Below are 14,346 nucleotides of genomic sequence, written 5' to 3' on the forward strand. Positions count from 1 at the left end.
GAGTATTGATTAGCCACACTTATAGCCTTGTTAAGTATTCATTAGCTAGTCGCGTGAGTATTCGTTCGCCACCATGACCGGCATGAAAACGAATGACTGTGAGGCCTCGATGAACACTGCTTCCACCAGCAACGAGGCTCCCGCCTGCTGGAGCGGTGTCTTTGCAATGACGCTTTGTGTATTCGCCCTGATTGCCTCTGAGTTCATGCCTGTCAGCCTGCTGACGCCGATGGCCGTTGATCTTCACGTGACCGAAGGGATGGCCGGTCAAGGCATTGCGATTTCCGGGGCGTTTGCCGTGCTGACCAGCCTCTGCATTTCGTGGGTTGCCAGAACCCTCGATCGCAAGATGCTGCTGTTGGCACTGGCCGGGCTGATGGCCGTCTCGGGACTGATAGTCGGGCTGGCCCCCGACTATCTGACTTACATGGTCGGCCGTGCACTCATCGGCGTGGTCATCGGCGGTTTCTGGTCGATGTCCGCTGCGACGGCCATGCGCTTGGTGCCCGCCCCACAGGTGCCGAAGGCGTTGGCCATCTTCAACGGCGGTAACGCGCTGGCTACCGTAATTGCCGCACCGCTGGGCAGCTATCTGGGCTCGATTATTGGCTGGCGCGGCGCTTTTTTATGTGTGGTGCCCGTCGCGGCTATTGCTCTCGTCTGGATGTATATCTGCCTGCCACCCATGAAGGTGGCGTCACGCGTATCCGGCTCGGCAAGCGTGTTCAAACTGTTCAGGAATCGGTCAGTGGCACTGGGCATGGTCGGCTGCGGGGCCTTCTTCATGGGGCAGTTTGCGCTGTTCACCTATCTGCGCCCCTTCCTTGAAACGGTAACGCACGTCGATGTATCCACGCTGTCGCTGATCTTGCTGGTGATCGGTGCATCGGGCTTTGTCGGCACCCTGATCATCAGCCGATTTCTACGGCGCGGTCTGTTCCGGACATTGATAACAATTCCGGTCTTGATGGCGTTGATCGCTTTGGCACTGATTCCTTTTGGCAGCTCGACCCTTGTCGTTGCTGTGCTGCTGGGCTTGTGGGGGCTGTTGGCGACTGCGGCCCCGGTGGGCTGGTGGAGCTGGATCGCACAGGCCTTGCCAAATAATGCCGAGGCTGGCGGCGGCCTGATGGTGGCCGTGATTCAACTGGCCATTGCGCTGGGCTCTACCGTTGGAGGGTTGCTGTTCGACAGTCGCGGCTATCAGAGCACTTTTGTCGCTAGCGCTGCCGTGCTGCTTCTTGGCGCAGCGGTGACCCTACTGACGTCACGTTCGACACCCTCTCGAACTGCTTGAGTCACGCGACGATCCGGGAGACAGGTGATGACCAAGAGTACTAGCCCTGGGGCAAATGCCGAGCAGCGCCACTGCGGGGGCATGCGGTTATTACGTTGGCGTGGTTTGCAGTATTCAGCTCTCATGCTTGGCAGTTACATCCTTATGAATGATGCCGCGTTGGCGTCTTCGATCACGGAGAAATCTCGCATGTGGATGACCGTCGGCGAACAACGCTTCGCAATTACCTTGGCCGACAACGCAGCAGCCCGCGCGTTTGCCACGTTACTGCCACTGACGCTGGACATGAGCGATCTCAACAGTAATGAAAAATACGCCAGCCTTTCTGAAGCCCTGCCCGCTAATGCGAGCAAACCGGGAACGATCCACACGGGTGATCTGATGCTGTATGGCACGCAAACCTTGGTTGTTTTCTATTCGACCTTTGAATCGACATACCCATACACCCGCCTTGGACGTGTGGACGACAACGCGAACCTGGCACAAGTGCTTGGTCGACATACCGTGAAAGTGACGTTCTCCCAAAACTGACCACTCTGCATCGATAGGGATTCCAATGAAAAAGATCATTCTCTTATTAACGCTTCTTGTCAGTTCACTCTCAGCAACAGGAGCCGATATGTCCAACGGCGCGGATAACTTCTATACCAGCGACAAAGTGACCGTGCAGAAGGTCAACTTTAAAAACCAGTATCAAATGAACGTGTCGGGCAATCTGTTTATCCCCAAAAACGTCGACGCCAAGACCAAAAGCCCTGCGATTGTTGTTGGCCACCCGATGGGCGCGGTCAAGGAGCAAAGCGCTAATCTGTATGCCACGAAAATGGCAGAAAAAGGCTTCGTGACGCTGTCCCTGGATCTTTCATTCTGGGGCGAAAGCGAGGGGCTGCCACGCAATGCCGTCTCGCCGGATATTTATGCCGAGGACTTCAGCGCCGCGGTGGATTTTCTCGGCACCCGGCCTTTTGTCGATAAAGAACGGATAGGCGCACTCGGCATCTGTGGGAGCGGCAGCTTTGTTATCAGCGCGGCCAAGATCGACCCCCGCATGAAAGCCATCGCAACGGTCAGCATGTACGACATGGGCGCAGCCAATCGCAATGGCCTGAAGCATGGGCAGACGCTTGAGCAACGCAAAGAGATCATCGCGCAAGCCGCGCAGCAACGGTATGCAGAGTTCACAGGCGGTGAAACCCTTTACACCAGTGGTACGGTGCATCAGCTGGACGATAACACCCACCCGATCCAGCGTGAATTCTATGATTTCTACCGCACACCGCGCGGCGAATACACACCAGCCAGCTCGTCCAAAGAGCTGACCACGCACCCGACGCTTACCAGCAACATCAAATTCATGAACTTCTATCCGTTCAATGACATCGAGACGATTTCACCTCGCCCGATGCTGTTCATTGCCGGAGCCGACGCGCACTCGAGAGAGTTCAGCGAAGAAGCTTACAAGCTCGCAGGTCAACCCAAGGAGCTCGTCATCATTCCTGGCGCAGGCCATGTTGACCTCTATGATCGTGTGGACCTCATTCCTTTTGACAAGCTGGCGAGCTTTTTTCAGAGCAGTCTGAAGTGACGACAGAGCTGGCACACCCTGTAAATCAGCCTCGAACACGCAAGGCATTATCACATCTGCGAGACTTGCGCCCCTGTGGCTAAGTCTCTGACTGGGCAGGCAATGAAGCCGTAATCTGAGCGTGACAAACCTCAAGTATTTCATCAGCCAGAGATGAGTCATCCGGGCAGGCGCGCGACAACATGATCGCGCCGACAGCCTGTGCCAGCATGGCGATCATCTTCACTCTTCCCTCCCCCGGCGGCGCGTCAGGCCCCGATGGATACTTGGCCCCCAGCGTTTGCAACGTGCGTTCTATCCCTTCGGCAAACGCCGCTTTCAACTCGTCGGACTGGCGCGCCGCGTCGCCACACAAAGCAGCCATGGTGCAACCACTGCCGCGGGCGTCCCGATGATCCCTCGATACATATGCATCGATAAACCCCTGAACATCGAGTGTATCGGCGCCAGCCAGTGAGCGATCAAGGCTGTTGGCGGAGGCTTCGGCCATCAGATCAGCCTTCGAGCCGAAGTGTTTGTAAAAACCACCATGGGTGAAGCCGGCGGCCGCCATCAGGTCGGCCACACCTACACCGTCAAAACCACGCTCGCGAAACACCACAGACGCCGTCTCGACGATGTGCTCCCGATTTGCCTGGGCCTGGGCCTTGGTCACTCTCATGTGTAACACCTCATGTGCGCCAAAAATCATGCGCCAATGGTACATAGATGTTGGACGTAATCAAAATTATTGACAGCTTAGATTATGATCATCATCATAACTGAAAGCAGCATGACTGCAGACGTCCCTGAAAAAGAGGTAACACCATGACCACTCTCCCCACCGTTCTGATCACTGGCGCTTCCACCGGCATCGGCGCGATTTACGCCGAGCGTTTCGCCCAACGTGGGCACGATCTGGTCCTGGTCGCTCGCGACCATGGGCGTCTGCAAACACTGGCAAACCGGTTGCGCAGCGAACACAACGTTGCCATCGATGTTCTTCAGGCGGACTTGACCCAGCTTGGCGATTTGGCGCGCGTGGAAGCACGCCTGCGCGATGACGCCAGCATTGGCATCCTCATCAATAACGCCGGCGCCGCGCAGGCGGGCAGCTTTATCGAGCAAAGCACCGACAGCATCGCGCATCTGGTAGCGCTCAATACGACCGCGCTGGTACGCCTCGCCAGTGCCATCGCTCCACGGCTGGCCAAATCGGGGGGCGGTGCGATTATCAATATTGGCTCGGTGGTCGGCCTGGCTCCCGAGTTCGGCATGTCGGTCTACGGGGCGACCAAGGCGTTTGTGCTTTTCCTTTCCCAGGGCCTTAGCCTGGAGCTCTCACCCCAGGGTGTTTACGTGCAAGCCGTTCTGCCGGCCGCCACCCGTACAGAGATCTGGGATCGCGCCGGTATCGACATCAATACCTTGAGCGACATCATGGAAGCAGGTGATCTGGTCGATGCCGCACTGGTGGGTTTCGACCGTCGCGAGCCAGTGACGATCCCGCCGCTGCAAGAAGGTGAACGCTGGAATGCCTTGCAAGCAGCGCGTCAGGGCCTGCTTTCGCAGATCAAACAGTCAGTGGTTGCGCAACGATACCAAGCCCCTGTCTGACCTTTAGAGCATGTCGACCTCGCCACGCACTCGGACGAAAACATGAGCCCCACGCGTACACAAAACCACTCTGGATTGCAGATGCCGTTCATCAAGGCAGTTAACCAATCGATCACCGTCGAAGGGATACCCTTTGTCTACCGTGACTTAGGGCCCAGGCACACGGTACCTCTGGTTCTGTTGAATCATTGGGGGGCGGTGCTGGACAACTTCGACCCACGGATCGTAGATGGATTGGCAGCCACACGACGGGTCATCGCGGTCGACTACCGCGGCATAGGGGGTTCGGGTGGAGTTGCACCACTGACCGTTGGTGAAATGGCTGACGACGGGATAGCTCTGATTCGTGCGCTGGGTTTTGATCAGGTCGACCTGCTCGGTTTTTCACTCGGTGGATTTGTTGCTCAAGCTATCGCCTTGAAGGCTCCCGAACGGGTGCGCAAACTGATTCTCACGGGCACCGGACCTGCCGGTGGCGAAGGCATCGATAAAGTCGGCTCGGTAGCATGGCCGCTGATTTTAAAAGGCTTGCTGACATTGCGAGACCCCAAGTTCTACCTGTTCTTTACCTCAACGACCAACGGACGCCACGCCGCGTCAGCCTTTTTGAAGAGGTTGCAGGAGCGCCAGAACAATAGGGACAAAGGCCCAACGCCCCGCGCGTTTCTACGGCAATTGAGCGCCATTACGGCATGGGGTAAACAGGCGCCGCAAGACCTTGCCCGGCTGCGAATTCCGACCCTGATAGCCAACGGAGACAGCGACATCATGGTGCCCACCGTGAACTCGATTGCGCTGTCGAACCACATTCCCGACGCTCAGTTGATCATTTACGAGGACGCCGGGCACGGCGGGATTTTCCAGCACTATGCTGATTTCGTGGCGAAGGCGCTGGTGTTCCTTGACGCCTGATCGCATCGGGTCTTATTGCATCAATGTTTTAAGGGCCACTGCCACATTCTCATTCGTACCGACGAGAGCAGCATCATCATGAAGGCATTTTTTATCGAAGGTTATGGCAAGCAGAACGGGCGTATTGGCGAAGTGCCCGACCCGGAACCGGGTGCCCACGATGTGTTGGTTCAAGTGCATGCCGCCAGCGTGAACCAGTTGGATTCGAAGATCAGAACGGGCGAATTCAAGCTGATCCTGCCTTATTCATTTCCATTGATACTGGGCAATGACCTGGCCGGGACGGTGGTTCGCACCGGCTCGGCGGTAACGCTGTTCAAGCCGGGAGACGAGGTTTATGCACGCCCTCCTGAAAATCGGATCGGGACATTTGCGCAACTGATCGCCGTGAACGAGGACGCGCTCGCCCTCAAACCTTCCAATATCAACATGGCCGAAGCCGCTTCCATCCCCTTGGTCGCTCTGACGGCCTGGCAGGCACTGGTCGAAACCGCCCAATTGAAAAAGGGCCAGAAGGTACTGATTCACGCCGGTGCCGGCGGTGTTGGCACCCTCGCTATCCAGCTTGCGAAACACTTTGGCGCCTTTGTTGCGACCACCACCAGCACGCCGAATATCGAGTGGGTCAAGGCACTCGGGGCGGATGTAGTCATCGATTACAAGACTCAAAATTTTGAAAATGAATTGCACGATTATGACGTGGTGCTGAACAGCCTGGGCACCGATGTACTGGAGAAATCACTCAAGGTTCTCAAGCGTGGCGGCCAGCTTATTTCCATTTCGGGGCCGCCGACGGAGTCGTTCGCCCAACAGCAACGTTTGCCCTGGGTGTTGCGGCAAGTGATGCGCTTGTTGAGCAGCGGTATCCGGAGAAAAGCTCGCAAACACGGTGTCAGCTACACATTTTTATTTATGCGTGCGAACGGCGCTCAACTGAAAGAAATCACCACGCTCATCGAAGCCGGAGTCATCAAACCGGTCATCGACCGTTCCTTCTCCTTTCAATCGACATCGGATGCGTTGAGCTATGTGGAAATGGGCCGATCAAAAGGAAAAGTGATCATTACGATCAAGTGAGTGCCCGACTAAAAAGTCAGCGCATAAGCAGCCCTTCGTGACGGGCTGCTGTGGGCGGTGGATGCAGCCGCTCACCTGCAATGGCCGCACTCGCCTCAGGCTGTCACGCAAAACGTGGAATTACCCAACCGCCATCAAATTTTTACCTTGCATTAAATATATGGAAATACGTATATTCGATTAACCATATATTAAAAGCACATTCCATGATCATGCCCCCCGAAGTCTTCAAGAGCCTGGCCGACGAGACCCGTGCCCGCGCCATCCTGCTCATATCTGATCTAGGTGAACTCTGCGTCTGCGAGCTCATGTGTGCGCTCGACGACAGCCAACCGAAAATCAGCCGCCACCTTGCGCAACTTCGCAGCAATGGCCTGCTGCTCGATCGCCGTCAGGGCCAGTGGGTGTATTACCGTCTCAACCCAGCCCTGCCGGGTTGGGTTCACGAGATCCTGAAGGTGACATTCAAGGCCAACGCCGATTGGCTCAAGGACAACGCCGCCCGCCTGCAGAACATGGATGGCCGCCCTGTGCGCGAAACCGCCTGCTGTTGACCCCTGATCGAGCGAGCCGTCCATGATTGTCGCTGTTGCCGTTTTTGTATTCACCCTCGTTCTTGTCATCTGGCAACCCAAAGGCCTCGGCGTCGGTTGGAGCGCCACCCTGGGCGCTGTGATTGCGCTGGCAGTCGGTGCCGTGTCGCTGCAAGACATCCCCACCGTGTGGGCCATTGTCTGGAACGCGACCGCCACCTTTATCGCGGTCATCATCATTAGTTTGCTGCTGGATGAAGCGGGTTTCTTCGAGTGGGCCGCCCTGCACGTGGCGCGCTGGGCAAAGGGCAGTGGCCACCGGTTGTTCGCATTTTGCGTGCTGCTGGGGGCCGCGGTGTCGGCGGTATTTGCCAATGACGGCGCGGCGCTGATCCTCACGCCCATCGTCATGTCGATGCTGCTGGCTCTGCGCTTTTCACCGGGCGCGACCCTGGCGTTCGTCATGGCAGCCGGATTTATTGCCGACACCGCAAGCCTGCCGCTGGTGGTGTCCAATCTGGTCAACATAGTGTCCGCCGACTACTTCCAGCTGGGCTTTGCCGAGTACGCGTCGGTGATGGTGCCGGTGAGTCTGGTCAGTGTCGCGGCAACCTTGCTGGTTCTGTTTGTCTACTTTCGCAAAGACGTGCCGCAACGCTACGCACTGGATGCGCTACAGGAACCCAAAACCGCGATCCGGGACCGCGCCACCTTCATCGTCGGCGGCTGGACGCTGCTGATACTGCTGGTCGGGCTTTTCGCGCTGGAGCCAATGGGCATCCCGGTCAGCGCAGTGGCCGCAGCCTGTGCGGCAATCCTCTTTGCCGTCGCCGCCAAGGGGCACAGAATCTCGACTCGCCGCGTGCTGCGCGAAGCGCCGTGGCAGATTGTGGTGTTCTCGCTGGGCATGTACCTGGTGGTGTATGGCCTGAAGAATGCCGGGCTGACAGATCTGCTGGCCCAACTGCTCAACCGCCTGGCCGAACAGGGGCTGTGGACTGCCACCCTGGGCACAGGCCTGTTGGCGGCGCTGCTGTCGTCGGTGATGAACAACATGCCCAGCGTACTGATCGGCGCACTGTCGATCCAGGCCAGCGACGCGCAGGGGCTGGTTCGCGAAGCGATGATCTACGCCAACGTCATTGGCTGCGACCTCGGCCCGAAAATCACCCCCATCGGCAGCCTCGCCACACTGCTCTGGCTGCACGTGCTGGAGCGCAAAGGCATGCGCATCACCTGGGGTTATTACTTCAAGGTCGGCATCCTGCTGACCCTTCCGGTTCTGTTGATCACCCTTTCGGCTCTGGCCCTGCGCCTGAGCCTCTAATGCCGCCACAAGCGGCAGGAGCAACCCATGCGAGTCCTGTTCATGTGCACGGCCAACAGTTGCCGCAGCATCCTTTCAGAGGCGATGTTCAATCACCTCGCCCCCTGGGGTTTCGAGGCGGTGAGCTCCGGGAGCTTCCCCAAAGGCCAGGTGTTGCCGCGCAGCCTGTCCACCTTGCAGCAGGCCGGGATGTCGATTGACGGCTTGTACAGCAAAGGCAACAACGCTTTCGAAGGCAACCCGCCGGACATCGTGATCACCGTCTGCGACAAGGCCGCCGGCGAAAGCTGCCCGGTGTATTTCGGCCCGGCGCTGAAAGCCCATTGGGGGCTGGAAGATCCGTCCGATGTGACGGGTGACGAAGCGGCGGTTGACGCTGCCTTCCGCGCCACGTTGGCGCGTATCGAACAACGCTGCAAAGCCTTTTTCGAGCTGCCCTTTAACCGTCTCAGCCGCGATGAGCTCAAAGCCGGGCTCGATCGAATCGGCATGCTTTAAGGAGCATTTATGTCTGAGCATTTACCCAACCTGGACCTGACCCTGTTCGATGGCGCGCAACCTTCGACGCCGAGCCCTCACAAGCCGCGCATCCTGTTGCTCTACGGATCGACCCGCGAACGCTCCTTCAGCCGCTTGCTGGTAGAAGAAGCCGCGCGCCTGCTTGAGCACTTTGGCGCTGAAACTCGCCTCTTCAACCCGTCCGGTTTGCCGTTGCCTGACGACGCCCCGGTCGATCATCCCAAAGTGCAGGAGCTGCGGGATCTGGTGCTGTGGTCTGAAGGTCAGGTCTGGTGTTCGCCGGAGCGCCACGGCGCGATGTCGGCAGTGTTCAAGGCGCAGATCGACTGGGTTCCCCTGGAACTCGGCGCCGTTCGCCCCACCCAGGGCAAAACCCTGGCGGTGATGCAAGTGTGTGGCGGCTCGCAGTCGTTCAACGTGGTCAATCAACTGCGCGTACTGGGACGCTGGATGCGTATGTTCACCATCCCCAATCAGTCCTCGGTGCCGAAGGCCTACATGGAATTCGACGAGGCGGGCCGGATGAAACCCTCGCCGTTCTATGACCGCGTCGTCGATGTGATGGAAGAACTGGTGAAGTTCACCGTACTGCTGCGCGACCGACAGGAGTTTCTGGTGGATCGCTATTCAGAACGCAAGGAATCGGCTGAGCAACTGATGGCGCGTGTGAACCAGCGTTCTATCTGAACGGGTGTCATCGGCATGGCTGGAGGCAATCATTCAGTTGCCTGGACATGCCGAAATCAAAGTCAGCCTGAAAAACGTCTAGCTTTGGAGTGAAGGCGAACCACGCGCAAGGCAGTAAAAAAGCCAAGGAAGGACGCCAGCGCGAACACTCCAAACAGCCAGCCCGCAGCGTTCGCCATACCGGTGATGCCTCCTGGATGGGTGAGGCCGGCGACGTTTGCCACCATCCCTGCCAGAGCCGCGCCAAGCGCGGTGGCGAACAACTGCACGGTCGTAATGGACGCGGCGGCCAGGCCCTGCTCGCCGACCGATGCAACCTGAAACACACGCGTCAGTAAATGCGGCCAGGCCAGCCCCACACCCAGTCCGATGGCAACAAGCGCGACGCAGATTGGTGTGATCGCCAGCCAGCCACCATCGCTTTCAGAGCGCATCAACACCGCAAGCGCCACCATGCCGCCCACGCCAAGGACCGGGCCGGCGAGGATCGCACGCCTTATGTTTTTACCGCTCGCCCCGGCGCTTGCGATTGACCCTGACGTCCAGCCGGCCGCCATCAGCGCGGCAAGATACCCAGCGGCAAGCGGTGACTGATGGTGGAGGACTTGAAGAAAAAGCGGCACGAATATTTCGCCACTGGTAACGGTGATCGCAAGCAGCGACATGGTTGCATAGAGCGCTCCCAGCGCTGTGGTAATCCGAAATGCACCTTCAGGCAGCAGCCTGCGGCTGGAGCGGCTTTCGGTGACTATCAGCAGCGCCGTCAGGACAGCGGCGACGCCAAGCCCCCCGATGTTCCAGGAGAGGGTTGACGAGACGCTTGCGGCCGAAACGACGAGAACCGCCGACGTCACGAGAGCGAGCTGGACGAGTGGAAGCGGCGAGCGTTCAGTTTTACCCGCGCTGCGTTTCGGCAGTACGGCAACAGCCAGCAGGGCAAACAGCAATGCGACTGGAATAAGTGACCAGAACGCCGCGCGCCATACGCCGAGCTCCGCGAAGATGCCACCTACGGCAGGTCCGATCAGCGTTGCCACGCCCCACATACCGGAGACCAGCGCCATTGCACGTGGCCATAAGGGTTCGATGAACACCAGCCGGATCATGGCATAGGACAGCGCGAACAGAAAACCGCCCCCTAGCCCCTGAATAATGCGACCGGCGAGCATGACGGGCATTGAGGGGGCGAATGCACAGATGAACGTGCCGATCGCAAACACCAACGAGGCAATGATGTACGCGCCGCGGGGCCCCGCGCTGGTGAGCAACCTCGCCGACAGCGCTGAACCGAGGATGGACGCTGTGACGAACAGCGTGGTGTTCCAGGCGTAAAAGTCGATACCGCCGATGTCCCTGACCACCGATGGCAGAATGGTAGTGGCGATATAGACATTGATCGCATGGAGGACGACGCCACCTGCAAGCGCGAGCGAGCGCACGCCATTCCAGCCAGACAGTAGAGCGGCCCAACCCGTTTTTGAGGGAGGGATATCCGCAGACGCCACCGTCTCTGGCCCGGATTTCAAATAGTGATCAGATGGCACGTGACGTTTGTGCATGTTAGCTCCGGCTCTTGATTTCACCCGCAGCGGCGAATGAAGGCTTGCAAAGGCAAGCCGACACTCCTTATAAAACCTCATGTATAGATGAGGTCAAGAGAGAGTAGAAACCCATGATCGATGTCCGCGTGCCACTTTCTGTCGGTGAGTTAGCCCGCCGAGGCGGCATCACCGTGGCGACCGTCCACTTCTACGATGCAAAAGGCCTCATTCAGGGGCAACGGAGCGCAGGCAATCAGCGTCGTTATTCCCGGGATACTCTTCGCCGCATTGCCGTTATCAAAATCGCAAAACGCGCGGGCATTCCTTTGGCCGCCATCAAGGCCGCACTGGACGAGCTGCCCTCAGGGCGACCTCTGACGTCAAAAGACTGGACGAATCTCTCTACAAACTGGAGGGACCTGCTGACCGAGCGGATTCACAGCCTGACCCAGCTTCGTGATCAGCTCGACGGTTGTATCGGCTGCGGATGCCTCTCCATGGACGACTGCCCTCTGCGCAATCCGGGTGATCGTTTAAGTTCGCTCGGGAGCGGCGCTGTTTTGCTCGAGAAAGACACCGCGCCTACCGTGTGAGCTTCACCCGTTCTGTTTTGTCGACAGCAGGTGAATGAGTGCTATCGGCCAGGAGGGAACACTAGACAACTCTCTTGACAGGGCGATAGCCTCGACACGATTACTCTCCAAAATTAAGGACATGGAATGTTGCGCATACTGGGTAAGGCATCCTCAATCAATGTCCGTAAAGTACTCTGGGCATGCGCCGAGATTGAAATCCCCTTTGAGCGAGAGGATTGGGGGTCTGGCTTCAGGTCAACGCACGCACCTGAATTTCTGACGCTAAATCCCAATGCCATGGTGCCGGTCATCCAAGATGACGATTTCATTCTTTGGGAATCAAACTCGATCATTCGCTACCTGGCATCCCGCTACAACAATGCCAACCTTTACCCGATTGAAGCGAGGGCCAAAGCGCGTGTGGATCAATGGATCGATTGGCAAGCGTCTGATCTCAACAAATCGTGGAGTTATGCCTTCATGTCGTTGGTCAGGCATTCGCCTGAACATCAGGACAGCCATGCGCTGGCAACCGCTTGCAATGACTGGTCGAGACACATGGAGATTCTCAATAGACAGCTCGATTCAACCGGAGCCTACGTCATAGGTAGCGAGTTTTCTCTCGCCGACATACCAATCGGGCTGTCGGTTAATCGGTGGTTTGAAACACCGCTTGCTCATCCGGACTTTCCTGCCGTGAGAGACTATTACGAACGCTTGAGCCGTCGAAAAAGCTATCTCCTGTACGGAAGAAATGGAACTCCATGACGCTGCAACAGAGATTTTTTCGCAGTTCAGGAAGAGCAGTTGAGCCTCCCGCAGGTTCTTCGTCCTGCGATAGATCAGTGATGCCTTCGTACGTCTCATGGTGTGTGTGCCATACATGGCTGGATCAAGGCCAACGGCCTTCACCCAGCCTTTGACTATACGAGCGTATTGCCGAGTGGATAGATGGTCTGAGGATGGCTAACCAGAGCAACCGTCGCTAACCGGCCATAAGCAGCCTCTCGAAAGAGTCTACGAAACCAGGGGCTATTCAGAGCGTTAAATGAAAGCCTTCGTTGCCTTAGCCCGATAGAGTGGCGACTACACGACATTTGTTGTCGGTCAGCTTTGCTTTGGGATCATCCTGATTACAAGTCTATCCGAAGTGGGATGTTTCTTGCGTTGAGCATGAGTTTTTAATAATAAATGTGAGTTAGAGGTTTACTTGGAAGTGCCCCAATGCGTACACATCGGGCGTTCGACAGCGTTATCGAGGCGACGCATAAATTGGGCAAGCCGGGCGAGGTTAAATATAAATACTTGAGAAAGCTGCTGAAGTGTCTGCGCAACAGCTAAACACTCCTGAGCTTAAAGCTGTTTTGAAGACCACTGCTGGAATTAAGGGTTTATCAAAAGCTCAGGCTACTGAGCACAACCAGTGAAATTATGGCATTGGTAATTCTAAACTCAAACTCGCAGACCAACGAAACAAGCCAGCTCCACATAAAGCCTTAAGCACTATTATATTAACTCCGCAGGCACTGCAAGCTCGCCAGAATTCCGAACAGAGCCGGACGGATCAAGGCTGTGCACGATTGCAACAAAACATCGATCATATAATTGGGGGATTAAAGGAAATCGTAGCGAGGCGGTAAATCAAACTTAACGCCTGCCCGCTCAAACCAAAAAAATGGCACAGAAAATTTTAAATCCCCCTCAGATTGAGCCAAGTAAGTTCTCAGCCAAGAGGTATGACTGCAGGAAACTTTTGGGCAGTACCAGCCCTTGCTTGTCAGTACGTGAAGTGATCGAACAATCTACGCCAGATCCGGCAAATGGCAGGTGCGTGCAGGGCCCGCGGGAAGCCAGTAAGATTGAGTAATATTGAGTAATACCCACTTAAGGACTCAGATAGCACTGCCTTTTATGATGGTAGCGTGCAACTGGCTGTGTATTGAACGTGGAAATTTTGGAGGGCGCGCTGTCTGGAAGCGCTTAGTGGCCGTGAACAAACAAGGCATTGTGTTCGTGACTGCAACATTCGGCGAAAAAGAACAAGAAGTGGTCATATTAACCCTGCGCAAGACAGCACCCGCGCCTGCCATAGCCCTATTGCACACTCTTTTAATAAAGAGTTTGCTCAAACACTCCCCCACGATTCATTAGATGCGCTGGGCCGTTGTAGCACACCGTTGTCTCGCGCTCATCAGCGAAAGGCGGTGGACGGTTACCTGAGTTCTGTTGATGGACAAGTTAAGCCCCAAAAGTGGTTCTGTTATTTAATTAAAGTTATCGTGCCGAGGCCTATAGATGCGTAAGAAAGTAGTCAGTCAATGGACATTAGGCGTTGGGCTGGGTTGCCTCTTGATGAGTGGTTACTCTGCGGGTCATAATGACAGTACCTGTGCTGAACGTCGTGATGAAATACTGTATCAATTAGAGCAGGCCAAACTCAGTGGTAATCGATATAAGCAGTCAGGACTGGAAACAGCCCTGCGCAACGTAAAGCGGTACTGTCAGGACGACCCGATTGAACGTCGTCAAAATAAAATAGCCAGCGCTGCGGCTGAGGTTATTTACAGAAGTGAGCAACTTGAAAAAGCGCTGGAAGAGGACGCGCCAAGTAAAGTTAAAGTATGCCGAGAGCAATTGCATCACGCGCGCAGGCAATTAGCCCGCGCAACAGAGGATTAGTGGTGTATGGATATTAAA

Annotated in this window: 15 protein-coding genes and 1 pseudogene; 13 read left to right on the forward strand and 3 right to left on the reverse strand. The window is 56.5% G+C overall.

The window, feature by feature from the left end; genetic code table 11:
• Positions 1 to 109 precede the first annotated feature (109 nt).
• The 3 genes from BLW11_RS17690 to BLW11_RS17700 are packed head-to-tail and all read left to right on the forward strand — an operon-like array spanning position 110 to position 2,882.
• Complete coding sequence (locus tag BLW11_RS17690) at positions 110 to 1,297, forward strand: MFS transporter (RefSeq protein WP_048361815.1); 1,188 nt, start codon at positions 110 to 112, stop codon at positions 1,295 to 1,297.
• 27 nt (positions 1,298 to 1,324) lie between these two features.
• The gene (locus tag BLW11_RS17695; RefSeq protein ID WP_162200698.1) at positions 1,325 to 1,828 is read left to right on the forward strand and encodes a cyclophilin-like fold protein; all 504 of its coding nucleotides are present in this window, start codon (positions 1,325 to 1,327) and stop codon (positions 1,826 to 1,828) included.
• A 25-nt stretch (positions 1,829 to 1,853) separates the two neighbouring features.
• Entirely contained in the window at positions 1,854 to 2,882 is a 1,029-nt protein-coding gene (locus BLW11_RS17700) for an alpha/beta hydrolase (RefSeq protein WP_048361530.1), read from the forward strand.
• A gap of 79 nt (positions 2,883 to 2,961) precedes the next feature.
• On the opposite strand, the gene BLW11_RS17705 is transcribed toward BLW11_RS17700, so the two are convergent.
• Positions 2,962 to 3,543 carry a TetR/AcrR family transcriptional regulator gene (locus BLW11_RS17705; RefSeq protein ID WP_048361529.1) on the reverse strand — a complete coding sequence of 194 codons (582 nt, stop codon included), beginning with the start codon at positions 3,541 to 3,543 and terminating at the stop codon, positions 2,962 to 2,964.
• Positions 3,544 to 3,689: 146 nt separating this feature from the next.
• On the opposite strand from BLW11_RS17705, the gene BLW11_RS17710 reads away from it, so the two are divergent.
• The 7 genes from BLW11_RS17710 to arsH all read left to right on the forward strand — a co-directional run bounded on the left by BLW11_RS17710 (position 3,690) and on the right by arsH (position 9,533).
• Positions 3,690 to 4,478: an SDR family NAD(P)-dependent oxidoreductase gene (locus BLW11_RS17710; RefSeq protein WP_048361528.1), complete on the forward strand. Its 789-nt coding sequence runs from the start codon at positions 3,690 to 3,692 to the stop codon at positions 4,476 to 4,478.
• 42 nt (positions 4,479 to 4,520) lie between these two features.
• On the forward strand, positions 4,521 to 5,390 hold the full coding sequence (locus tag BLW11_RS17715) for an alpha/beta fold hydrolase (protein WP_048361527.1): 870 nt from the start codon (positions 4,521 to 4,523) through the stop codon (positions 5,388 to 5,390).
• A gap of 78 nt (positions 5,391 to 5,468) precedes the next feature.
• Positions 5,469 to 6,467, forward strand: a complete 999-nt coding sequence (locus BLW11_RS17720; RefSeq protein ID WP_048361526.1) for an NADP-dependent oxidoreductase — start codon at positions 5,469 to 5,471, stop codon at positions 6,465 to 6,467.
• A gap of 206 nt (positions 6,468 to 6,673) precedes the next feature.
• Positions 6,674 to 7,021, forward strand: a complete 348-nt coding sequence (locus BLW11_RS17725) for a metalloregulator ArsR/SmtB family transcription factor (RefSeq protein ID WP_048361525.1) — start codon at positions 6,674 to 6,676, stop codon at positions 7,019 to 7,021.
• A 22-nt stretch (positions 7,022 to 7,043) separates the two neighbouring features.
• The gene (locus BLW11_RS17730; protein ID WP_048361524.1) at positions 7,044 to 8,327 is read left to right on the forward strand and encodes an arsenic transporter; all 1,284 of its coding nucleotides are present in this window, start codon (positions 7,044 to 7,046) and stop codon (positions 8,325 to 8,327) included.
• 27 nt (positions 8,328 to 8,354) lie between these two features.
• A complete protein-coding gene (locus BLW11_RS17735) occupies positions 8,355 to 8,825 on the forward strand; it encodes an arsenate reductase ArsC (RefSeq protein WP_048361523.1) in 471 nt (156 codons plus the stop codon).
• Between the two features lie 9 nt (positions 8,826 to 8,834).
• Positions 8,835 to 9,533: an arsenical resistance protein ArsH gene (gene arsH, locus BLW11_RS17740; protein ID WP_048361522.1), complete on the forward strand. Its 699-nt coding sequence runs from the start codon at positions 8,835 to 8,837 to the stop codon at positions 9,531 to 9,533.
• A gap of 62 nt (positions 9,534 to 9,595) precedes the next feature.
• On the opposite strand, the gene BLW11_RS17745 is transcribed toward arsH, so the two are convergent.
• The gene (locus tag BLW11_RS17745; RefSeq protein ID WP_048361521.1) at positions 9,596 to 11,092 is read right to left on the reverse strand and encodes an MFS transporter; all 1,497 of its coding nucleotides are present in this window, start codon (positions 11,090 to 11,092) and stop codon (positions 9,596 to 9,598) included.
• Positions 11,093 to 11,205: 113 nt separating this feature from the next.
• Here BLW11_RS17745 and soxR point away from each other — a divergent pair, with 113 nt between their 5' ends.
• Positions 11,206 to 11,667 carry a redox-sensitive transcriptional activator SoxR gene (gene soxR, locus BLW11_RS17750; protein WP_048361520.1) on the forward strand — a complete coding sequence of 154 codons (462 nt, stop codon included), beginning with the start codon at positions 11,206 to 11,208 and terminating at the stop codon, positions 11,665 to 11,667.
• 126 nt (positions 11,668 to 11,793) lie between these two features.
• A complete protein-coding gene (locus BLW11_RS17755; protein WP_048361519.1) occupies positions 11,794 to 12,417 on the forward strand; it encodes a glutathione S-transferase family protein in 624 nt (207 codons plus the stop codon).
• A gap of 33 nt (positions 12,418 to 12,450) precedes the next feature.
• Here the strand turns inward: BLW11_RS17755 and BLW11_RS17760 are convergent.
• Positions 12,451 to 12,612 (reverse strand): annotated as a pseudogene (locus tag BLW11_RS17760) (integrase); the annotation flags it as partial.
• A 1,332-nt stretch (positions 12,613 to 13,944) separates the two neighbouring features.
• On the opposite strand from BLW11_RS17760, the gene BLW11_RS17765 reads away from it, so the two are divergent.
• Positions 13,945 to 14,328, forward strand: a complete 384-nt coding sequence (locus BLW11_RS17765) for a DUF1090 domain-containing protein (protein WP_074836859.1) — start codon at positions 13,945 to 13,947, stop codon at positions 14,326 to 14,328.
• The last annotated feature ends 18 nt before the right edge of the window (positions 14,329 to 14,346 follow it).

The organism is Pseudomonas deceptionensis, from assembly GCF_900106095.1.
Classification (GTDB): domain Bacteria; phylum Pseudomonadota; class Gammaproteobacteria; order Pseudomonadales; family Pseudomonadaceae; genus Aquipseudomonas; species Aquipseudomonas deceptionensis.